The organism is Sphingobium sp. GW456-12-10-14-TSB1, assembly GCF_059424385.1.
On sequence record NZ_JBWKZI010000002.1, the window covers coordinates 14,622 to 33,912 of the forward strand.

22 protein-coding genes are annotated in these 19,291 nt (G+C 63.3%); 18 read left to right on the forward strand and 4 right to left on the reverse strand.

Annotated features, from left to right (window positions below):
- The 7 genes from AC07X9_RS17205 to AC07X9_RS17235 all read left to right on the forward strand — a co-directional run bounded on the left by AC07X9_RS17205 (position 1) and on the right by AC07X9_RS17235 (position 4,817).
- The gene (locus AC07X9_RS17205; protein ID WP_017180916.1) at positions 1-555 is read left to right on the forward strand and encodes an NADPH-dependent FMN reductase; all 555 of its coding nucleotides are present in this window, start codon (positions 1-3) and stop codon (positions 553-555) included.
- Between the two features lie 62 nt (positions 556-617).
- Positions 618-1,781 (forward strand): acyl-CoA dehydrogenase family protein, encoded by a 1,164-nt coding sequence (locus tag AC07X9_RS17210; protein ID WP_017180915.1) that lies wholly within the window; start codon positions 618-620, stop codon positions 1,779-1,781.
- A gap of 9 nt (positions 1,782-1,790) precedes the next feature.
- Positions 1,791-2,249 (forward strand): hypothetical protein, encoded by a 459-nt coding sequence (locus AC07X9_RS17215; RefSeq protein ID WP_017180914.1) that lies wholly within the window; start codon positions 1,791-1,793, stop codon positions 2,247-2,249.
- The gene (locus AC07X9_RS17220; protein WP_017180913.1) at positions 2,246-2,635 is read left to right on the forward strand and encodes a MaoC family dehydratase; all 390 of its coding nucleotides are present in this window, start codon (positions 2,246-2,248) and stop codon (positions 2,633-2,635) included. The genes AC07X9_RS17215 and AC07X9_RS17220 overlap by 4 nt, the downstream gene beginning before the upstream one ends.
- Before the next feature lie 21 nt (positions 2,636-2,656).
- Positions 2,657-3,211, forward strand: coding sequence for a VOC family protein (locus AC07X9_RS17225; protein WP_241763552.1), 555 nt, complete (start codon positions 2,657-2,659; stop codon positions 3,209-3,211).
- A gap of 14 nt (positions 3,212-3,225) precedes the next feature.
- On the forward strand, positions 3,226-4,065 hold the full coding sequence (locus AC07X9_RS17230) for an alpha/beta fold hydrolase (protein ID WP_017180911.1): 840 nt from the start codon (positions 3,226-3,228) through the stop codon (positions 4,063-4,065).
- Entirely contained in the window at positions 4,062-4,817 is a 756-nt protein-coding gene (locus tag AC07X9_RS17235; protein ID WP_017180910.1) for an SDR family NAD(P)-dependent oxidoreductase, read from the forward strand. Before AC07X9_RS17230 ends, AC07X9_RS17235 begins: the two co-directional genes overlap by 4 nt.
- Before the next feature lie 15 nt (positions 4,818-4,832).
- On the opposite strand, the gene AC07X9_RS17240 is transcribed toward AC07X9_RS17235, so the two are convergent.
- Positions 4,833-5,891 (reverse strand): alpha/beta fold hydrolase, encoded by a 1,059-nt coding sequence (locus AC07X9_RS17240; protein WP_241763551.1) that lies wholly within the window; start codon positions 5,889-5,891, stop codon positions 4,833-4,835.
- 85 nt (positions 5,892-5,976) lie between these two features.
- The gene (locus tag AC07X9_RS17245) at positions 5,977-6,501 is read right to left on the reverse strand and encodes an ester cyclase (protein ID WP_017180908.1); all 525 of its coding nucleotides are present in this window, start codon (positions 6,499-6,501) and stop codon (positions 5,977-5,979) included.
- Between the two features lie 162 nt (positions 6,502-6,663).
- On the opposite strand from AC07X9_RS17245, the gene AC07X9_RS17250 reads away from it, so the two are divergent.
- The 5 genes from AC07X9_RS17250 to AC07X9_RS17270 all read left to right on the forward strand — a co-directional run bounded on the left by AC07X9_RS17250 (position 6,664) and on the right by AC07X9_RS17270 (position 11,822).
- A complete protein-coding gene (locus tag AC07X9_RS17250; protein WP_017180907.1) occupies positions 6,664-7,119 on the forward strand; it encodes a nuclear transport factor 2 family protein in 456 nt (151 codons plus the stop codon).
- A gap of 39 nt (positions 7,120-7,158) precedes the next feature.
- Positions 7,159-9,495, forward strand: coding sequence for a membrane-bound PQQ-dependent dehydrogenase, glucose/quinate/shikimate family (locus tag AC07X9_RS17255; RefSeq protein WP_017180906.1), 2,337 nt, complete (start codon positions 7,159-7,161; stop codon positions 9,493-9,495).
- 141 nt (positions 9,496-9,636) lie between these two features.
- Positions 9,637-10,080 carry a nuclear transport factor 2 family protein gene (locus tag AC07X9_RS17260; protein ID WP_174302225.1) on the forward strand — a complete coding sequence of 148 codons (444 nt, stop codon included), beginning with the start codon at positions 9,637-9,639 and terminating at the stop codon, positions 10,078-10,080.
- On the forward strand, positions 10,073-11,074 hold the full coding sequence (locus AC07X9_RS17265) for an NADP-dependent oxidoreductase (RefSeq protein ID WP_017180904.1): 1,002 nt from the start codon (positions 10,073-10,075) through the stop codon (positions 11,072-11,074). Before AC07X9_RS17260 ends, AC07X9_RS17265 begins: the two co-directional genes overlap by 8 nt.
- A 22-nt stretch (positions 11,075-11,096) precedes the next feature.
- Positions 11,097-11,822, forward strand: a complete 726-nt coding sequence (locus AC07X9_RS17270; protein WP_017180903.1) for an SDR family oxidoreductase — start codon at positions 11,097-11,099, stop codon at positions 11,820-11,822.
- Between the two features lie 30 nt (positions 11,823-11,852).
- Here AC07X9_RS17270 and AC07X9_RS17275 read toward each other — a convergent pair whose 3' ends face one another.
- Both AC07X9_RS17275 and AC07X9_RS17280 read right to left on the reverse strand, forming a co-directional pair.
- Positions 11,853-13,001, reverse strand: a complete 1,149-nt coding sequence (locus AC07X9_RS17275; RefSeq protein ID WP_081490865.1) for an NADH:flavin oxidoreductase — start codon at positions 12,999-13,001, stop codon at positions 11,853-11,855.
- A 113-nt stretch (positions 13,002-13,114) separates the two neighbouring features.
- Positions 13,115-13,321, reverse strand: coding sequence for a ferredoxin (locus tag AC07X9_RS17280; RefSeq protein WP_017180901.1), 207 nt, complete (start codon positions 13,319-13,321; stop codon positions 13,115-13,117).
- 96 nt (positions 13,322-13,417) lie between these two features.
- On the opposite strand from AC07X9_RS17280, the gene AC07X9_RS17285 reads away from it, so the two are divergent.
- The 6 genes from AC07X9_RS17285 to AC07X9_RS17310 are packed head-to-tail and all read left to right on the forward strand — an operon-like array spanning position 13,418 to position 19,260.
- Positions 13,418-14,803, forward strand: coding sequence for an aromatic ring-hydroxylating dioxygenase subunit alpha (locus AC07X9_RS17285; RefSeq protein ID WP_017180900.1), 1,386 nt, complete (start codon positions 13,418-13,420; stop codon positions 14,801-14,803).
- A gap of 28 nt (positions 14,804-14,831) precedes the next feature.
- On the forward strand, positions 14,832-15,407 hold the full coding sequence (locus tag AC07X9_RS17290) for an aromatic-ring-hydroxylating dioxygenase subunit beta (RefSeq protein ID WP_017180899.1): 576 nt from the start codon (positions 14,832-14,834) through the stop codon (positions 15,405-15,407).
- 14 nt (positions 15,408-15,421) lie between these two features.
- Positions 15,422-16,591: an NAD(P)/FAD-dependent oxidoreductase gene (locus AC07X9_RS17295; protein WP_086486354.1), complete on the forward strand. Its 1,170-nt coding sequence runs from the start codon at positions 15,422-15,424 to the stop codon at positions 16,589-16,591.
- Positions 16,588-17,400 (forward strand): SDR family NAD(P)-dependent oxidoreductase, encoded by an 813-nt coding sequence (locus AC07X9_RS17300; RefSeq protein WP_017183016.1) that lies wholly within the window; start codon positions 16,588-16,590, stop codon positions 17,398-17,400. Before AC07X9_RS17295 ends, AC07X9_RS17300 begins: the two co-directional genes overlap by 4 nt.
- Positions 17,397-18,029, forward strand: a complete 633-nt coding sequence (locus AC07X9_RS17305; RefSeq protein WP_017183017.1) for a TetR/AcrR family transcriptional regulator — start codon at positions 17,397-17,399, stop codon at positions 18,027-18,029. Before AC07X9_RS17300 ends, AC07X9_RS17305 begins: the two co-directional genes overlap by 4 nt.
- A gap of 4 nt (positions 18,030-18,033) precedes the next feature.
- Complete coding sequence (locus AC07X9_RS17310) at positions 18,034-19,260, forward strand: acyl-CoA dehydrogenase family protein (protein WP_017183018.1); 1,227 nt, start codon at positions 18,034-18,036, stop codon at positions 19,258-19,260.
- The last annotated feature ends 31 nt before the right edge of the window (positions 19,261-19,291 follow it).

Genomic DNA, 19,291 nt, shown 5'->3' on the forward strand with positions numbered 1-19,291 from the left:
ATGACCCAACTTCATTTCGTCGCCGTTGGCGGCACAATGCGCGCCTATTCCTCCACCGAGCGGGCGCTTCGCAAGGCGCTCGCCATCGCGGAGGAACGCGGCGCACGCACGACGCTGCTTGCAGGAGCGGACATCGACTTCCCGTCTTATGCGCCCGAAAATCCGGATCGTCCGGATGCGGCACGACACTATGTCGACATCCTGCGGTCGGCGGATGCCGTGATCATCGGCTCACCAGGCTATCATGGTGCGATCTCCGGCTTTGTGAAGAATGCGCTCGATTATGTCGAGGATATGAGCCGGGACGAGCGTTGCTATTTCGATGGTCTTCCCGTGGGCTGCGTGGCAACAGCGGCCGGCTGGCAGGCCGCGGTCGCCACGCTCCAGCAACTGCGGGTCATTACCCATGCGCTGCGAGGCTGGCCGACGCCACTGGGCATCGCCATCAACACCATCGGCGGCGAAGGTGATCCAATCGAAAACGCGCCTATCCCCGACCAGTTGAGGATGATGGTGGACCAATTGTTCAGCTTCTGCCGACGGCCTGCCCTATAGTTGGATAGGTTCGCAATGCGTCTGCCCGGCGCTTAATCGCAGTACCACTAACGGGAACGACGATGGATTTTTCACTCACCGAGGAACAGCAGGCGTTCAGGGACATTGTCCGCCGCTGGGTCGATGCGGAAGCGCCCAAGGACTGGATGCGCGCGCTGGAAGCCGACGAAGAAAATTATCCCTATGCGCTGTGGGACAAGATCGCCGAGCAGGGATTTTTCGGCATCGGGATTCCCGAGGAATATGACGGCCTGGGCGGCGACGTCATGATGCAAATGATCTTCGCCCGCGAATTCGCGCGGACGGCCGGCGGCCTGCTGTGGGTTTGGGGCCTCACCTCCTTCGGCGGGGCGAAGACGATCGGCGCGGTCGGCACGGAGGAGCAGAAGAATCGCTGGCTGCGCCCCATGGCGCAGGGCAAGCTGCGCGTCTCGCTGTCGATGACCGAACCCGACGGCGGCACCGACGTTCTGGGCGCGATGAAGACCCATGCCGAAAAGGTCGACGGCGGCTGGAAGCTGAACGGCGCCAAGATGTGGACCACGGGGGCCAAAGCCGCCGACAGGCTGCTCGTCCTTGCCCGCACCGATAAAAATGCCGAAAAGAAGCATCATGGCCTCACCATGTTCTTCGTCGACGCCAAATCGCCCGGCATCACCGCCTCGCTCCTGCCCAAGCTGGGCATGCGCGCCATGGGATCGTGCGAGGTTCACTATGAGGATGTCTTCGTTCCCGACGAAGACGTGCTGGGTGAGCCTGGACAGGCCTGGTATGCGATGTTGCCCACACTCAATAATGAGCGGATCATGGTCGGCGCGCAATGTCTGGGCGCGATCGACGGTGTGCTGGAAGATGCGCTGGAATATATGCAGCAGCGCAAGGCGTTCGGCGGCATTATCGGCCGCTTCCAGATTTTGCAGCATTATGTCGCAGATATCGCGACGTGGCAGAAGCTGACCGAGCTATTGCTTTACAATGTCGCCTGGATGCAGAGCAACGGCATGAAGTGCGGAACCGAGGCCAACATGCTCAAGATGGTCGCCACGGAAAATGCCGTGAAAGCCGCAGACCTTGGCATCCAGATATTGGGCGGCATGGGCTATTCGGCGGAAACCGACATGCAGCGTTACTGGCGCGACCATCGCATCCTGCGGATGACGCCGATCAGCAATGAAATGGTGCGCAACACGATTGCCGAGAGCCTCGGCCTACCGCGTTCTTTCTAAGGACCGACCATGAGCGATCTTGACGATCTTCCCCCTGCCCCCGCAGCCGCCGGCACCTCGCTGGACGGCGACAAGGTCTTTACCATCACGACGGAAGAGAATGCCGCGCTGTGCCGGTCGACCGGCGTCGAACCAGCCGCCGACGGCAGCGCTCATCCCATCTACTATTATATCGCCACCCAGGTCGCGATGGGCAAGACGGTGGCGGGCGTCTGCGAAGCATGTGAATTCGATGTCGAGGATGGCCCGATGATGGGCAGCAGCGGCGTACGGTTGGACGCACCGCTGAGAGTCGGCGAAAGCTACAAGGTAACGGGCGAGATACTCAGCCTGGTCCGCAAACGCAGTCGTAAGCTGGGCGTCATGGACGTGCTGACCTACCGTCTGCGCCTGCACCTGCTCGACGGAATGCAGGTGCTGGAAACAGACAATGTGTGGGTATTGCCCCGCAAGGAGTTCGCCGCATGAGCCATGCCGTCGGAGACGCGCTGCCGCCTTTCACGATCGAGAGCGTCAGCCCGGAAGCTATGAAGCAGTGGGCGGTTTTCCTGGCTGACCCCAATCCCATCCATCTCGATGTCGAGGTGGTGAAGGCGAAAGGGCTGGGCGACCGGGTCATCAACCAGGGCCCAGTCAACGTTGCATATATGATGAACATGCTCATGCGCGCCTTTCCCGGCGGACGGATCAAATCGATGGATTCGCGCTTTCTGGACAATGTCTATGGCGGGGACCGTGCGGTGGTGACGGGCAGGATCACCATGATCGAAGGCAATATCGTGACCTGCGAATTCTCGCTGGATGTCGATGGCCGCGGCACGGTCAATTCCGGCACTGCATTGGTGGAAATTTAAATAGATCAGAGGAGAATATCAATGCCTAGCGGACCTTTTGCTCATGTGTGCATGGTTGTGCGCGATCTGGACAAGGCGATTGAGGATTGGACCAAGATCCTGCGCGTGCTCGATCCTGCGTCGCTGGAAGAGCGCCTAGTCAAATATGACGAATTTTCCAGCGGCGACGACGCCGGCATGAGGTGGGCGACGTTCGTCAACAATGGCGGCACGGAAATCCAGTTCATTCAACCAGCCCCTGGCACCCCCATGGGCGATCGCCTCGAAAAGGTCGGCGAGCATGTCCATCACCTCTGCTATGCGACCGACGATGTGCCGGGCGCAATGGAAAAGTTGCGGGCCGAAGGGCTGCACCTACCCGGCGGCGGTCAGACCTTCAACGATCCGGACATGACATGGCAGAAATGGAGCTGGGTCGGCCACAAGAGTACACACGGCGCGCTGATCGAGGTCGCTTCGCCCTATGAGAGCCGCAACGACGGCAAGTGGCACCATGCACCCGGCAAATTCGCCTATAAGGGCCCCGGTGAGCATCCGTCATTCGCGGAAATCGTTCCGCCGGTCGCCGCTGAGTAATACAGGAGCCCGGTATGATTGTTCCCACGCGGATAGGCGTGCCAGGTGACGGGCTGGAGATGGTTGCGGACGCCTATGGCGACCCTGCCGCGCCACCCGTATGCTTCTTCCATGGCGGCGGCCAGAGCCGCCGTTCCTGGGCCGGGTCTGCCAAGCGGGTGGCGCGGGCCGGCTATTACGGCCTGACCTTCGATCTGCGCGGCCATGGCGAAAGCGGATGGGCCGCCGACGGCGACTATCTGCTGGAAGCCTATGGCCGCGATGTCGAGTCCATCATCCAGGCCTTCGACAGGCCGATCGCGCTGGTGGGGGCCTCGCGCGGTGGCCAATCCGCGCTGGTCGGTGGGTCTCGCCATGCCGATCTGGTGCGCCTCATCATGCTCGCCGACGTCGCGCCCTATATGGTCGATGACGGCGTTGATGACATCCGCGACTTTTTCCGCGCCAGCGACAGCGGTTTCGCGTCGCTGGAGGAAGCGGCCGACGCGCTCCAAGCCCACTTGGGCCAGCCACGCCTGCCTGACGTGTCGGGCCTGGCCAAATCGATGCGCAAAACGGATGGGCGGCTGTTCTGGCACTGGGATCCCCGCACGACAGCGCCGGAATTTCTGCATCCCCCGTCGGAAGGGGAAGCGCTCATCGCCGCAGCGCGCCGCGCGCAATCGCCTCTCGTGCTTGTGAAAGCAGAGCTGAGCGAGATCGTGTCGGATGAAAGCGTCCGGCAATTTCGTTCGCTCGCCCCGCAACTGGAGGTCGAGATCGCCCACGGCGTCGGCCATATGTTCACCGGCGACCGCAACGACGCCTTTGCCGATCGCCTGCTCCACCACCTCGCACTTCATCTGCCGCTATGACGAAAGGCGCGGCCTTCGTCGTCGGCGGAACCGGCGGCCTTGGCAGCGCGATCTGCCGACGCCTGTCGACCGAATGGGATCAACTCGCCATCGGCTATCGGTCCAGCCGTGAAAAGGCGTCGGCGGTCGCAGCGTCCCTGCCAAACGGTTCTTGCGAGACGCTGTCCGTCGCCTGCGATCTTTCCGATCGCGCCTCGATAGAGACCGGCATCCGCGAAACGGTCGAGCAATTCGGCGCCATCGGCACGATGGTCTTCGCCAGCGGGGTCGACATAGCCCAGCCCTTCGTCAGCCAGATCAGCGAGGAGCAATGGCGTGAAGTCATCGAGATCGAACTGGTCGGCTTCACCCGTATCGTGTCCGCCACCCTGCCCTATTTCCGCGCCCAGGGCTTTGGCAATTTCGTCACCGTCGTGTCGGTCGCAAACTACTGCTTCCCCCCCGGCGACGCCCTGTCCTCCGTGCCCAAGGCCGGAATGGAAGCGCTGGGCCGCGCCATCGCCAAGGAGGAAGGCCGCTACGGCATCAGGGCGAACATGGTCGCTCCGGGAATCATCGACGCCGGGCTTGGCGCAGAGTTCCTCACGTCGCTCTATTCGCCGGAAATCTGGGAAACGCAGCGCAAACGCATTGCCCTGCAACGCTTCGGCAGCGGCGAGGATATTGCCGAGGCCGTAGCCTTCCTGGCTTCGGCCAAGGCGCAATATATCACTGGCCAGACCCTGATCGTCGATGGCGGCTTCAGCCTCTGATATCGGCGGCCGCGCTCAACCCAGCCGCCGCTGCGCCGCGACGCCATCGCCCCAATTGTGAATGCGCTCCCAGAAGCGGACGCGGGTCGGTGCGAAATTATGCATGTGCGCCATTTGGGGGCATATGAAGAGCTGGATGTCTTCCGCGCTCTTATAGGCCCGGGGTTCGCCCAAGGGATCGGGGACAACGTCGCGCTCGCCCATCGCGATCAGCACGGGGACGCGTACGACCGCTGCTTCGAGCGCCACCGCGCCCGGCGCGACCATGTAGACGCCACAAGGCGGCGTGGTCGCCGAACGCCATTCGGGCAACGGATCGACCAGCCCGGCGGACGCCATCATGTCGAGCGTGACGATGTCCGCAGGCTCATCATTATGATGGAAGGACCATTGGAAGGGATGCTCGCCTGCCCTTGCCGCCGCCTGGAGCGCTTCGGCGTCGCCCAGCTTCACGCCCGGCGCTTGCGCCAGCGCGGCCGCGTTCAGGACATGCGGCGCATCGAGCGATGAACGGCGCGAAATCCACGGCCACGAGGCCGGCGGCTGGCCCGGCCGGGTCGGCACGACAGTATGGACGCCGCTATAGCCCAGCACGCCGATGCCGTGGAATGTCTGGTGATTGCCCTGCGCGACAACCGTGAAGCATCCGCCCATCGACTGGCCGATGCCAAGGCATGTGGCGTCGACGATCGGGTCCAGTCCATCGACGAGCGTGCCCGCTTCCAGCCGGGCCATGACCTGGCGCACCATCGCGTCATTGGCCGCCGCCACATTATCGAGATTGAGGGCATTGCCTTCCGGGATAGTGGACTCGCCAAATCCCAGATGATCGCAGGCGATGAAAATCCACCCGCGATCGCAATGGAAACCCGCCTCCCCGCCGCCCGATCCATCCGGCATGTCGAAGCTGTAATAGCGCCGGCAATAGCCACCGCCGGGGAAAGCGAAGCAGACGGTCGTGGGATTGGCCAGTGCCGTCATATCCGGAAGATGAACCGTGATCGCCACATGGGCGGTCATGCCCAGGGCTGCCGCCTCGCTGACATCGATCTTCAGTTCGACCGAGCGCTTCATGCCCTTGCTCATCCTTGCATGCCAAACACCGACGTCCTCCTTTGCCGAACCGGCGCGCCCTCGCCGCGCCGGTTCGGCCTGTCGATCACTTATAGGGGTCGACGGGCTGGGGAACGTCGATGACTTCCAGATCCTTCAGCATCGTCAGCACGTCGGAGATCGAATAGATGTGATCGATCTTGTCGCCCCGGAAACGCAGCCACGAGAACCACAGGACGTTGAGGTCGTTCCCGGTGGGCTGGACGCCCATATAGGGGCCGCCGGTATGCTTGCCATGATGATGGCACAGCACGCAGATCTCGTCCTCGCCGCGTCCCCACGCCTTCAGCGTGCGATAGATGCTGGGCGGGAAGGTCTTGTAGAGACCCTGCGGCGAGGTCTTCCACACATGATAGGTGCCAAGGTCGGGTCGGTTCGGGTTGTCGTAGGTCATCGTGTCGGTATTGAAAAATGCGTCCATTCCATCCCAATCGCCGCGATTGATGACCTCATGCAGGTCCATCCAGTGATTGACCATGAACGCCTGCCGCTCGGTCAGCCCGGCTGTGATGTCTGCCCGCTTCTCCTTGGACAGGACGAAATCGGCTTCCGTGAAGGGGGCGAGGCCCATAATAGTCTCCTTGATCAAAAAACGGTCCGCGGGATCGATCCCGAGGGCTGTGGTTTCTTCCCCTTAGCCACCGCACTCGGCACCTACCTAATGGAAGGCGGCGAACCTCCTCCCCTGTGCAAGCAGCGATTCTATAGAATGACGTGAGACGGAGGAGAGGCCATGACACTGACCCTGCAGGAGATGTCGGACCGGTTCGAAATTCAGGACCTGATCGTAGGCTATTGCTATGCGGTGGATACGCGCGACTGGGACACGCTGGACCGCTATTTTACCGATGACGCGGTGATCGACTATTCCGAAATGGTGGGCGTCGTCGGAAGCCTTGCGGACATCAAGGCATTTCTCTCGGCAAGTCTGACGCCAATTCTCGCCTTTCAACATGCTGTGTCAACCACCCAATATCAAATCGCGGGCGACCGGGCGCAGACCAAAACCGCCTGCTACAATCCGATGACGGTCAGCAATGGCGAAACGACCGATACTTTAGTCTTCGGCCTTTGGTATCATCACGACTTCGTCCGCACCGCGCAGGGCTGGAAGATCAGCCGCCTCTACGAACAGAAATGCTATCGGATGAATGTGCCGGACTGGCTGGCGGCCCAATTGCCCGCCTGAATTCCTGCCACGCCTTTCCGGATTTCGAGGGGGAGCTCGATGCGCCGCTTTCTGAACATGCTGTTCGTTCTGCTTCTGCTACTCGCAGGTCTGTCGCTGCTCTGGCTGGGCGGCCAGCTCGCGCTGCTCGGCGGGTCGATCTGGTATTGCGTGTCCGGCCTCGTCATGACGGTCACCGCGTTTCTCGGCTGGCGCCGTTCGCCGCTCTCGATCACCCTCTATTGGGCCTTTCTCGTCGCCAATCTGGGTTGGTCGCTCTGGGAAGTCGGACTGGACGGCTGGGCGCTGGCGCCTCGCTTGGCCATGCCCGTCGCCATGGGCCTGTACATGCTCACGCCCTTTTATCGGCAGCATGTCGGTCTTGGCCGCCCCCTGCCCGGCGGCCGCGTCCTGTGGCCGGCTCTTCTCCTGCTCTTCATGGGTGGGATCGGCAGCGCTTTCTGGGCGGATCGTTCGTCCCCAGCTGCCAGCGCGCGCTGGGGAGCGGGACCGGCAAGCCCGGCCGACGGCGACTGGGTCGCCTATGGCAACGACCGGGGCGGGTCGCGCTACTCGCCATTGGCCCAGATCACGCCCGCGAATGTCGGCAATCTCGAAAGGGCATGGACCTACCACACCGGCAAGCTGACAGACGGCAAGCAGGGCACTGCCTTTCAGGTCAACCCCCTGAAGGTGGGCAACCGCCTTTTCCTGTGCGCGGGCAATAATGATGTGATCGCGCTCGATCCCGAAACGGGCCGGCAATTATGGCGGCACCAACCCAAGACCGATCTCGCCGGCGTCTATGGTCTCGTCTGCCGCGGCGTCACCTATTACCGCGTCCCGCAAGCCCATGGCTATTGCGCTGAACGCATCTACACCGCGACGCTCGACGCGCGGCTGATCGCGCTCGACGCCGCCTCCGGCGGGCTATGCCCCAGCTTCGGTAAGAGCGGCCAGGTCGATCTGAAAGCGGGACTGGGCACGGTCGACAAGGGCTATTATTTCGTGACCTCGCCCCCCACCCTCGTTCGCGGCCGCCTGGTTCTGGGCGGCTGGGTGATGGACGGTCAGAAAATCAGGGAGCCTTCCGGCGTGATCCGGGCGTTCGATGCCGTCACGGGTAAATTTTCCTGGGCCTTCGACATCGGTCGGCCCGACGATCACGGCCTGCCGCCGCCCGGCGGCGTCTTTACGCCGGGCACCCCCAATAGCTGGGCGCCGATGAGTTCGGACGACAGGCTGGGCCTCGTCTATGTGCCGACAGGAAACGCTACGCCGGATTATTTCGGCGGACATCGGACCGCGAACGACGATCGCTATTCCAGCGCCGTGCTGGCGCTCGATGCGGAGAACGGGTCGGTGCGCTGGTCCTTCCAGACGACCCATCATGACCTGTGGGACTATGACGTGCCCGCCCAGCCCACGCTGGTCGACCTGCCCGGCGGCGTGCGCGGCCTGCTCCAGCCGACCAAGCGTGGAGAAATTTTCTTCCTCGACCGGGCGACTGGCAAGCCCATTCTGCCGGTGGAGGAACGCCCCGTCCCGCAGGGCGCCGTTCCGGGCGAACGCCTTTCCAAAACCCAGCCCTATTCGGTTGGCATGCCCAGTTTCGGCGGTCCGCGCCCTACGGAAAAGGGAATGTGGGGCCTGACGCCGATCGACCAGGCGATGTGCCGCATCCGCTTCCGCCAGGCCCGTTTCGACGGGGACATGACCCCGCTGTCGACCGAACATCCAACCCTCACCTGGCCCGGCTATCTGGGCGGCATCGACTGGGGAGGCGTATCGGTCGATCCCGGGCGCGGCCTGATGATCGTCAACAACAATCAGGTCGGCAATTATAACCGCCTGATCCCTCGCGCCGTTGCGGACCGGCAGGGCATCAGGCCGATGACCGCCGCCCATATGAGCGATGTCGGCGGCCCCGTCGCCCAGATGGGCGTCGCCTATGCCGCCCATATCGCGCCGTTCCTCTCGCCGCTCGCCATTCCGTGCCAGCAGCCCCCCTATGGCCGCATCAACGCGGTCGACCTGAAAACAGGGAAGCTGGTGTGGAGCCGACTGTTCGGCACCTCGCGCGACAGTGGCCCGCTGGCCCTGCCGACCTTCGTGCCCATCCCCATGGGCGTGCCCAATATCGGCGGATCGGTCGCGACCGCGAGCGGCCTCACCTTCATCGGCGCGACCCAGGAGCATATGTTCCGCGCCTATGAAACCACCACCGGGCGGCTGCTGTGGAAGGCGCGCTTGCCGGCGGGTGGCAACGCCTCCCCCACCACCTACTGGTCAAATGCCAGCGGGCGACAGTTCGTGGTCATCGCAGCGGGCGGACACGGCGCCATGCTGTCAGGTGCGAGCGACGCGTTGATCGCCTATGCCCTGCCTAAGCCATAGCGGGGAGCGAGAAACGGGCGCCCCGGCACCAGCCAAGCAAACGCGACGAGTCGCGGGTAGATGCCGCCCAATCCTATCCTTTGGCGGGCAAGATTGGCCAAGGGGGATTTATGTTTCTTCGAGAAACAAGGGGAGAAAAACATGTCTGCACATGGCAGTCTGGTGAGACGCTTGCCCGTCGGCGCCGACGATGAACGCGCGATCAAACATGTGCTGCTGCGTTACGCCACCGGCATCGACACGCGGGACTGGCCGCTTTTCCGGACCTGCTTCGCCCAGGATTGCGAGACCGATTACGGCAGCTTCGGACATTGGCGCGGGCCGCGCGAAATCGCCGAATATATGGCCGAAGCGCACCGCCACATGGGGCCGACGCTGCACCGCATCACCAATATCGTGATAGAGAAGCGCGACGACCAGGTGCACGCGCGCAGCTATGTCGACGCAATCCTGCCGGAGGCGGCCCAAGGCGGCGTCACCCATCGCGCGGCCGGCTATTATGACGATTGCCTGGTCCGCACATCGGACGGCTGGAAGATTTCCCGTCGGAAATTCACCATGGTCAAGGCAGGGCTGGATGACTGAACTCAACCGTCAGGTTCTGCTGACGTCGCGTCCGGCGGGAATCGCGCAGGCCGAAAATTTCGCGATCGGGCATGCGCCGATCCAACAGCCCGCGCCGGGCCAGATCCTGGTGCGCAATCATTATCTCTCGATCGAACCCGCCATGCGCGGCTGGATCGCCGATGCAGGCAATTACGCCGCGCCCGTCGCCATCGGGTCGGTCATGCGCAGCCTCGCCTCGGGCGAGGTCGTGGCCTCCGCACATCCCGACTATACTGTCGGTGAGCATGTATCCGGCTGGTTCGGCTGGCAGGACTATGCCTGCGTCGCAGCCGATCAGGTCGTGCAGCGCACCACCGCGGCCGAGATGCGGGCATCGCTCGGCATTCTGGGCATCAACGGCATGACGGCCTATCTCGCGCTCACACTCGTCGGCCAGCCCCGCGCGGGCGAGACCATCGCGGTATCGACGGCGGCCGGCGCCGTCGGTTCGGCCGTCGGCCAGATCGCCCGCATCCTGGGTTGCCGCACGATCGGAATCGCGGGCGGGCCGACCAAGGTGCGGCGCTGCGTGGAGGAATATGGCTATGACCACGCCGTCGATTATCATGCCGGGAATGTGGAGGCAGCGATCGCCGAGCACGCGCCGGAGGGCATCGACATCTATTTCGACAATGTCGCAGGGGCGATCAGCGATTCGGTTCTGCCGCATCTGGCCCAACGCGCGCGCGTCATAGTGTGCGGAACGGCATCGATCGACCGCTGGGATCCATGGCCGATGGGGCCGCGCGTCGAACGGCATCTGCTGGTCAAGCGCGCCCGCATGGAGGGCTTCGTCATCTTCGACCATCTCGATCGTTATGCCGAAGCGACGGCCCAATTGCGGACATGGATCTCGCAGGGCCGCCTCACATGGCGCGAGGACATATTGGAGGGGATCGAGGCCTGCCCGGCCGCGCTGGCCGGTCTTTATCGCGGCGAAAACGACGGCAAGCGGCTCGTCCGTCTCGTCTGATCTGGGAAGAGGACACCACGTCATGGAGAATCTGGAAGGGCAAATCGCCATCGTCACCGGCGCATCGTCGGGCATCGGCGCGGCCAGCGCCCGTGCGCTTGCTGAAGCGGGCGCAACCCTGGTGCTGGTCGCACGCCGCGCCGATCGCCTCACCGCACTGGCCGATGAACTGGGCCGTGGCAGCACGGCGTACGCAGCCGATATGGCGGATCCGGACGCGCCGCAAAGGCTGCACGATTTCGTCTTGGGTCGATTCAGCCGGGCCGACATATTGGTCAACAATGCCGGTATGCTGCATGCCGCGCCGATCGACGCATTCGACCTCGACCAGCTCCGCCCCATGATCGCGATCAACTATGAGGCAGTGGTGCGCGCCAGCACCCTTTTCGCGCGGACAATGAAGGCGGCCGGCAAAGGCCAGATCATCAACATATCCAGCATCGGGGCGAACATCACCGCACCCGGCGTGGGCGTCTATGGCGGCCTCAAGCGCGCGCTGGAGGCCTTTACCGACTGTCTTCGCGTCGAGCTTGCCGGATCGGGCGTCAAGGTAGGGATCGTCGCGCCGGGCACGACCAGCACCGAGATTTTCGAGGATATGAAGGCCAGGGGGCAGCCGTCCTGGGACAGCTTCATCCCGCCGATGCAACCCCGCGACATTGCCGAAGCCGTCGCCGTCATTGCGCAACAGTCCGAACGCACCAACATCGCGCGCATTCAGGTCTATGCCGCAGCGGACAGCCATTGACGCCCCGGCCCGTGCCGGAGCGTCCTGCCATCAGTCAAGCGTGGCGTAGGCGTCCAGCCGGAACGGATTGACCGCGCCGCCATCGCGCATTTTCGCCACCCATTGCGCGTCCATCAGGAGGGCGCGGCCGACCGCAATCAGGTCGAATTCGCCGCGCGCCATCCTGTCGGCCACCAGCGCCAGATTGTCGGTCATGACGGTCGGCTGCGCGAAGGAGGATTGCAGATCCTTGCTGAGGCCCACGCCGCCGACCGCGATGGTCGGCTTGCCAGTCAGCTTCCTGATCCAACCCGCCAGCCCCATGTCGGAACCCTCGAAGGCCGGCGCCGTGAAAATGCGGGTGCTGGCGTCGAATATATCCACCCCCGCCTCGACGAGCGGGGCGAGCATCGCTTCCAGTTCCGCAGGCGTCTCAGCATTTCGGGCGTCATAATCCTGGAGCTTCCACTGGGAAAAGCGGAAGATGACCGGAAAGTCCGGGGCGGTCACGGCCCGGATCGCCCGCACCAGTTCGACCGCAAAGCGCGCGCGCTCAGCGATCCCGCCGCCCCAGCGGTCTTCCCGCACATTGGTATGGCGCCACAGGAAACTGTCGATCAGATAGCCATGCGCGCCATGCAGGGCCGCGCCGTCGAAACCCACCGCCTTCGCGTTGGCCGCACTGCGGGCGAAGGCGGCGATCAGGTCGCCGATCTCGCTGTCGGTCAGCGGGGCGGTGGGCACGCGCACCTGTTCCAGATAGTCGGGAGAGACCATCGCCTTGTCGGTCGGCCCCCAAATACCCGAGGGGCGCGCCGAGGGCGCGTCGGGATGATAGCCTGTGCCCGGCACGCGTATGACGCCCTGATGCCACAACTGAGGGATGATGAGGCCGCCCGCCGCATGCACGCCGTCCACGATGGTGCGCCAGCGCGCGAGCGCTTCGTCGCCATGCAGGACGGGCGAAGCGCCACCCCCCATGGTTTCACGTCCCACGGCGGCGGGATGATCCACGCCCACCCCTTCGGTAATGATCAGGCCTACATCGGCTTCGGCCCGTCGTCGATAATAGCCCGCCACGCCGTCCGAGGGGATGCCGCCCGGCGAGAAATTGCGCGTCATCGGCGCCATCACGAACCGGTTGCGCAGGTGCAGCGAGCCCATCGTGAACGGTGTGTATAAAATCTCGGCCTGCCCCATCAAAGCGATCCTCTCCTCTGCCTGTCAAAAGACCGTGCATCCGCGGATGGGCCCCGAAAACCTATCCTCTGACAGGACATCCGCGCCCAATACCCGAGCATGCTCGGGTCGACTCAGGCGGCTTTGACGGCAAGGGCGGACTGCGGACAGGCCTCCGCGCCTTCCCGGGCCTGCTCCTCTAGTCCTTCAGGAACGATTTCGTCGTCGACATACACGATGCCATTGGCGTCAAGCTTGTACACTTGGGGGCAAATTTCGGCGCACACGCCATAACCGCAGCATGCCGCCTTATCGATTGCCACTTTCAGTTTCTGGCTCATCCTGCCTCTCCTTCTTGGCCGAACATTACACCTTGAACAGATTTAGTTCAATATGTATAACACGACTCAATCAAGGAAATCCTCCAGGAGAGCAACATGCTGCACAATGCCGGGCTGACGCTGAGCGACGGAACAACGCTTGACGATCTCATCAACCGCGACATGAACGAGGTGTCGCTAAGGGTGATGAATGACAAGGAGCTGTACGAGCTGGAGATGGAGCGGGTTTTCGCCCGCACCTGGCTGCTCCTTGGCCATGAGTCGGAAATTCCCAAGGCCGGCGACTATGTCATGCGCGACATGGCCGAAGACAATGTGATCGTCTCGCGCGACCGCAGTGGCGAAATCCACGTCATGCTGAACGTCTGCCCCCATCGCGGCATGAAGGTCTGCACGGCCGAAGCGGGCAATGCCCACGCCCATCGCTGCATTTACCATGGCTGGGCCTTCCGCGCGGACGGCAGCTTCATCGGCGCGCCGATCGAAAAGGAGCAGATGCACGGCAACAAGCGGTCCAAGGACGAACTGGGACTGAAGAAGGCCCGCGTCCATCTCTATGGCGGCCTGATCTTCGCCACCTGGAACAAGGATCTGTCGTTCGAGGATTATCTGGGCGACGCCAAATTCTACCTTGATCAGCTTTTCTGCCGTACGGACAACGGCCTTGAGATGCTTGGCCCGCCGCAGCGTTTCGTGCTGCCGTGCAACTGGAAGATTCCCGGCGAACAGTCCGGATCGGACGGCTTCCATACCCTGACCCTGCATCGTTCGCTGATGGAAGGCGGCATCATGGGCGGCACGGCCGAGTCGATCTATGACACCGCGCCGGGCATGTATGGCGTCGACCTTTCGGTGCCGCAGGGCCATACGCTGCGTTGCCTGGAGGCGGCCCAGACCTTCAAGATGTTCGCCGACGTCAGCTTCGAAGGCAAGTCGACCGAGGAGCGGCTCCACCTGCTGCCGCCGCCGGGCATCACCAAGGAATTGATCCCGCAGCTGTTCAAGAATCTGTCGGAGGATCAGGTCAAGCAGTTGGCCAACATCCCACCCCAGGTGGGCGGCATGTTCCCGAACATTCTGATCGCCTTCATCTTCGCCCCCCGCACGGATGGCGGCGCGTCGGGCGCCCTGTCGCTGCACACCTATGTGCCCAAGGGGCCGGACAAGGTGGAGTTCGTGAATTTCATCTTCGCGGAAAAGGACGCACCGGAAGACGTGAAGCGCGACATGCTCCAGAACGCCATCTGGTCGACCGGCACATCGGGCACGATCGAGCAGGACGATGCCGACACCTGGCCGCAGATCATGCGCAACTCGCGTGGTCATATGAGCAAGACCGTCACGCTCAAATATCAGGCGTTGCACGGCCATGAGCGTCCCGAAGGCTGGGTCGGCGGCGGCGATCTCTATCCCGGCTTCACCAAGGACGACACGCAGTGGGCCTGGTGGATGGCCTATTATAATCTGATGGCCGAAGCGTGAGCCGTCGCGACGAGAGAGGACAGATATCATGGTGAACTACGCGACCGCCGCCATCGACAAGACCAGCGTGCTGCGCGGTCTTGTCTCCACCAAGCGGGTGCCGCTCGGGTCGGAAGTCTATAACCGCCTGCTCGAAACCCTCTATGACGAAGCCGCCGCGCTCGACGAACGCCGGTTCGACGACTGGGTGGCGTATCTCGAGCAGGATCTGAGCTATACCGCGCCCCTTCGCCTCACCCGCAACGGCCCGAACAAGGACCGCGACGTGGTGCGCACGATGAAGCATTTCGACGAGAATTACGGCTCCATCCTGATGCGGACCGGTCGCCTGGCGAAGAGCGCCTGGGCCGAAGATCCACCATCGCGCACGCGCCGCTTCGTCACCAATGTCCGCGTCGCCGAGAGCGAAACGGCTGGCGAGTACGAGGTGGTGAGCTACCTCTATGTCGAGCGCAGCCGCCTGGACAATCCGGATAACGAGACGATCAGCGCCGAACGCCGCGACATCTGGCGGCTGGTCGACGGTGCTTACAAGCTGGCCAGCCGTGAAATCATCGTCGACCAGTCGACGCTGGGCATGTCCAACTTCGCCATCTTCCTTTGACCGGAGCGGCTTAGGTGACGGGAACCCCGCATATCGTGGTCGTCGGCAGCGGCCTTGCCGGTTATGGCGTTCTGCGTGAGCTTCGTAAGCTCGCGCCGGACGCCCGGCTGACGCTGGTCACGCAGGATGACGGGCATTTCTACTCCAAGCCCGCTTTGTCGACCGCATTCGCCAAGGGCAAGGTCGCCGATACGCTGATCACCACGCCGGCGGAAAAGATGGTCGCGCAGTTGAAGCTCGACCTTCGGGCCGGCCGTATCGTTGAAGCGATCGACCGGCAGGACAAGGCCGTCCTGACGACCGGCGGGCCGATCTTCTACGATCGGCTGGTGCTGGCGCTGGGCGCCGATCCGGTTCGCCCGCCGATCGACGGGGACGCCGCGCACCGCGCGCTTGCGGTCAACAATCTCGACAATTATCGCGAATTTCGCGAAAGATTGCCGGACGGCGCGCGCGTGCTGGTGATGGGCGGTGGCCTCGTCGGCACCGAATTTGCCAACGACCTTTCCGCGAGCGGCTATCAGCCGGTGGTCGTCGACATGCTCGGCCATCCTCTCGCCCAACTCGTGCCGCCGGGGGTTGGTCAGATGATCCGCGACGCCCTGTCCGAAAAGGGCGTGGAATGGCATCTGGGCCGCAAGGTTCTGGCCATCCACAAGGGCGAAAAGGGGATCAGGGCTGAACTGGACGACGGCCTGGTGATCGAGGCGGCGGCGGTCCTGTCCGCCGTCGGGTTGCGCCCACATATCGCGCTTGCGCAGGAGGCCGGGCTGGAGGTCGCGCGCGGCATCAAGGTCGATCAGACCGGCCGCACCAGCGATCCTGCCATCTATGCCATCGGCGATTGCGCCGAATATCCGCAGGGACTGGTGGCCTATGTCACCCCGATCATGGCGGCGGCCCGCGCCATCGCACCCAGTGCGTTGGGCACGCCGACGGAGATCCGCTTTCCGCCGCTGTCGGTCCAGGTCAAGACCACCGCCTATCCTGTCGTCCTGCTGCCCGCGCCTGTCGGCGTGGACGGGCAATGGCAGGAAGTCGCCAATGACGAGCGCGGGCTGAAATATCATTATATCGACGCGGAGGGAGCGATCCGCGGCTATGTTTTCACGAAAGATTATTGCCAGGACCGCATGGACATGGACCGTGCCCTGAGCGAGCAGATGACAGGAGCGGCAGCGTGACGGGATTGGTGAAGGACAAGGTCGCAATCGTCACGGGCGGCGCGAAGGGGCTGGGCTACGGGATTTCCCGCTGCCTTGCACAGGCGGGCGCGCATCTCCTGATCACCGGCCGGGATGGCGCCGCCGCTGAAACGGTCGCCGCGGACATCACGCAAAGCTTCGGCGTCCGCGCCGTCGGCATGTCCGCCGACATGGGCGTCAAGACCGAAGTAGAAGCGATGATCGAGCGCGCCGTCGGCGAATTTGGCGGGCTGGACATATTGGTCAACAATGCGTCGCAGCTTTCGCCGAACGTCCTCCTCGAACAGAAGACGGACGAGATGCTCCAGCGGACGCTGGAGATCGGCACCTGGGGCAGTTGGTGGGCCATGCGCGCCGCCTTCCCGCATATGAAAGCGCGCGGCGGCGGTTCAATCATCAACTTCTATTCGATCGACGCCCAGACCGGCGCCTGGCTCCACGCCGACTATAATATGAACAAGGGTGCGATCCTGGGGCTTACCCGGACCGCCGCGGTCGAATGGGGCCGCTTCAACATCCGCACCAACGCCATCGCGCCGACCGGCATGGGGCAGGTGTTCGCAGACCTGGCGCAAAACGTCCCCGGCTTCCTTGAGATGGCGACCGCCAGCAACCCGCTCAAACGCGCGGGCGATCCCGAAAAGGACATCGGCCCCGTCGTCCTGTTCCTGGCGTCCGAGATGTCGCGCTTCGTCAATGGCGAGCTGATCAATGTGGATGGCGGCCAGCATCTGCCGGGCTATGTCAGCGTTCCGCACAACCTCGCCGAGATGGAAGCACAAACATGAAATTGATGCCGCACAACGACTGGAGTGAAATCGTCGCGACGGATCAGTCCGGCAGCATCCAGAAGATCATGGACGGCACGTTGCGCGCGATCAACTCCATCGGCGCGCGGCGCCTGTCGATGAGCGACATCAGCGAAAGCAGCGGCGTTTCGCGCGGCACGCTCTACCGTTATTTCGCATCCAAGGAAGAAGTGCTGGCGGCCTTTAGCGAATATGTTTGCAGCAGCTTTGAAAAAGGCATTGTGGAATCGGGGGAAGGCATCGCCGAACCGATCGAGCGCTTTCGCGCGGTGATGCGCTTTTACGGCCGCTTTACGATCGAGCGTTCGCCCGAAGGCATTTTCGAGGTCGAACCTGCCTTCCATCTCAATTTCCTGCGCAGTCATTTCGGCCGCCACAAGGCCGCCGTCCAGCGTGCGCTAGCGCCCGTCTTCGACCATTTCGACAGCCTGATCGGCCAGCGGGTCAACCGGGACGCCTTCTGCGACACCATGGTCCGCCTGCAACTGAGCACGCTCATCATTCCCGCCACCCCGGATTGGCTGGCCATCTGGAACAGCGCCCCCGATCGATTGTGCGACTGGGCATTGCAGATCGCCGGACACCATAGCGAACATGAGAAAGGATGAACTGATGGCTACTGCCCCCAAGGTGGATAATGAGATCCAGTGCGGTTTTGCCGAAAAGGCTGTCGCTGACGCGATGGTGGAAAAGGCGCGCAGCTTGCGCGCTTTCCTGCAGGGCGAAGCGCCCGAGGGCGAAAAGCGGCGCAGCCCCACGCCCGCCGTCGACAAGATGCTCAAGGAAGAGGGATTCCTGCGCATGCTGCTGCCGCAACGGCTGGGCGGCATGGGCCTTTCCCCGACAGATTTCTGCCGGGTGCAGATGGAAATCGCCAAGGGCGATCCGGCGATCAGCTGGGTGATCCAGATCATCAACGGCACAAGCTGGATCACCAGCCTTGCGCCCGACGGCGTGCAGGACGCTGTGTTCGGCGACGGTCCCCAGCCGGTCTGTGGCGCCTACAACCCGCCGGGCAAGGCCCGCAAGGTTGACGGCGGCTGGATCATCAACGGCTCATGGCCCTATATGTCCGGGTCGCGGCAGTCGAAATGGGCGCAGCAGGGCGTCGTGCTGGAGGGGTATGACGGCCCGGTCGTTCCGGGCATCAGCATGTGCTATCTGCCGATGGACAGCATGACCATCCAGGACACATGGTTCGTTTCGGGCATGCAGGGGACCGGCTCCGACACGGCGGTCGCCAAGGATGTATTCATTCCCGAAGCCCAGATGGTGCTGATGGATGAACGCGCCGGCCAGATCGACCGGACCAAGCGCCATTTCGGCGCGCCCTCCGATCTGCTGCCCGCCGTCCCGGTCGTCCGCACCACGGGCATCGCTCAGTTGATCGGCGCGGTCGAGGCCATGTTGGAGATCGTCACCGCCGAGGCTCCCAAAAAGCCGGTGCTGACGACGATTATCGGCCCGCGCACCAAGTCAGGCGCCTATATGCGCGATCTGGGCGAAGCGGCGGCGATGATCGACACCGCAAAGCTGATCCTGTTCGACCTGACTGCCAAGCTGGATCGCGTCGGTCTGGGCGAAGAATTCACCCTGGCGGAAAAGGCGAAACAGCGCGCAGGCGGCGCGCAGATGATCGAACTGGTTCATGGCGCCAGCGAGTCGCTGATGTTCCAGGCCGGCTCCTCCGGCTTTGCGCTGGACAAGCCGATCAACCGCTACTGGCGGGACATTTCGATGGCGCTGCGGCACATCCAGAATATCCCGACCATCGGCTATGAAATCTATGGCCGGAACCTGACCGGCGCCGATCCGATCTCTCCCCCGGGCGCCTATTGAGGTCGAAAGAAGGGTCGCCCCTTTCCCAACG

Bases quoted from the DNA above. Each gene is read 5' to 3' on its own strand.
- AC07X9_RS17310 (WP_017183018.1), top strand. From the start codon at position 18,034: ATGGCTACTGCCCCCAAGGTGGATAATGAGATCCAGTGCGGTTTTGCC.
- AC07X9_RS17205 (WP_017180916.1), top strand. From the start codon at position 1: ATGACCCAACTTCATTTCGTCGCCGTTGGCGGCACAATGCGCGCCTAT.
- AC07X9_RS17270 (WP_017180903.1), top strand. From the start codon at position 11,097: ATGGAGAATCTGGAAGGGCAAATCGCCATCGTCACCGGCGCATCGTCG.
- AC07X9_RS17235 (WP_017180910.1), top strand. From the start codon at position 4,062: ATGACGAAAGGCGCGGCCTTCGTCGTCGGCGGAACCGGCGGCCTTGGC.
- AC07X9_RS17265 (WP_017180904.1), top strand. From the start codon at position 10,073: ATGACTGAACTCAACCGTCAGGTTCTGCTGACGTCGCGTCCGGCGGGA.
- AC07X9_RS17260 (WP_174302225.1), top strand. From the start codon at position 9,637: ATGTCTGCACATGGCAGTCTGGTGAGACGCTTGCCCGTCGGCGCCGAC.
- AC07X9_RS17290 (WP_017180899.1), top strand. From the start codon at position 14,832: ATGGTGAACTACGCGACCGCCGCCATCGACAAGACCAGCGTGCTGCGC.
- AC07X9_RS17215 (WP_017180914.1), top strand. From the start codon at position 1,791: ATGAGCGATCTTGACGATCTTCCCCCTGCCCCCGCAGCCGCCGGCACC.
- AC07X9_RS17220 (WP_017180913.1), top strand. From the start codon at position 2,246: ATGAGCCATGCCGTCGGAGACGCGCTGCCGCCTTTCACGATCGAGAGC.
- AC07X9_RS17240 (WP_241763551.1), bottom strand. From the start codon at position 5,891: ATGAAGCGCTCGGTCGAACTGAAGATCGATGTCAGCGAGGCGGCAGCC.
- AC07X9_RS17210 (WP_017180915.1), top strand. From the start codon at position 618: ATGGATTTTTCACTCACCGAGGAACAGCAGGCGTTCAGGGACATTGTC.
- AC07X9_RS17230 (WP_017180911.1), top strand. From the start codon at position 3,226: ATGATTGTTCCCACGCGGATAGGCGTGCCAGGTGACGGGCTGGAGATG.
- AC07X9_RS17225 (WP_241763552.1), top strand. From the start codon at position 2,657: ATGCCTAGCGGACCTTTTGCTCATGTGTGCATGGTTGTGCGCGATCTG.
- AC07X9_RS17245 (WP_017180908.1), bottom strand. From the start codon at position 6,501: ATGGGCCTCGCCCCCTTCACGGAAGCCGATTTCGTCCTGTCCAAGGAG.
- AC07X9_RS17280 (WP_017180901.1), bottom strand. From the start codon at position 13,321: ATGAGCCAGAAACTGAAAGTGGCAATCGATAAGGCGGCATGCTGCGGT.
- AC07X9_RS17255 (WP_017180906.1), top strand. From the start codon at position 7,159: ATGCGCCGCTTTCTGAACATGCTGTTCGTTCTGCTTCTGCTACTCGCA.
- AC07X9_RS17285 (WP_017180900.1), top strand. From the start codon at position 13,418: ATGCTGCACAATGCCGGGCTGACGCTGAGCGACGGAACAACGCTTGAC.
- AC07X9_RS17275 (WP_081490865.1), bottom strand. From the start codon at position 13,001: ATGGGGCAGGCCGAGATTTTATACACACCGTTCACGATGGGCTCGCTG.
- AC07X9_RS17250 (WP_017180907.1), top strand. From the start codon at position 6,664: ATGACACTGACCCTGCAGGAGATGTCGGACCGGTTCGAAATTCAGGAC.
- AC07X9_RS17305 (WP_017183017.1), top strand. From the start codon at position 17,397: ATGAAATTGATGCCGCACAACGACTGGAGTGAAATCGTCGCGACGGAT.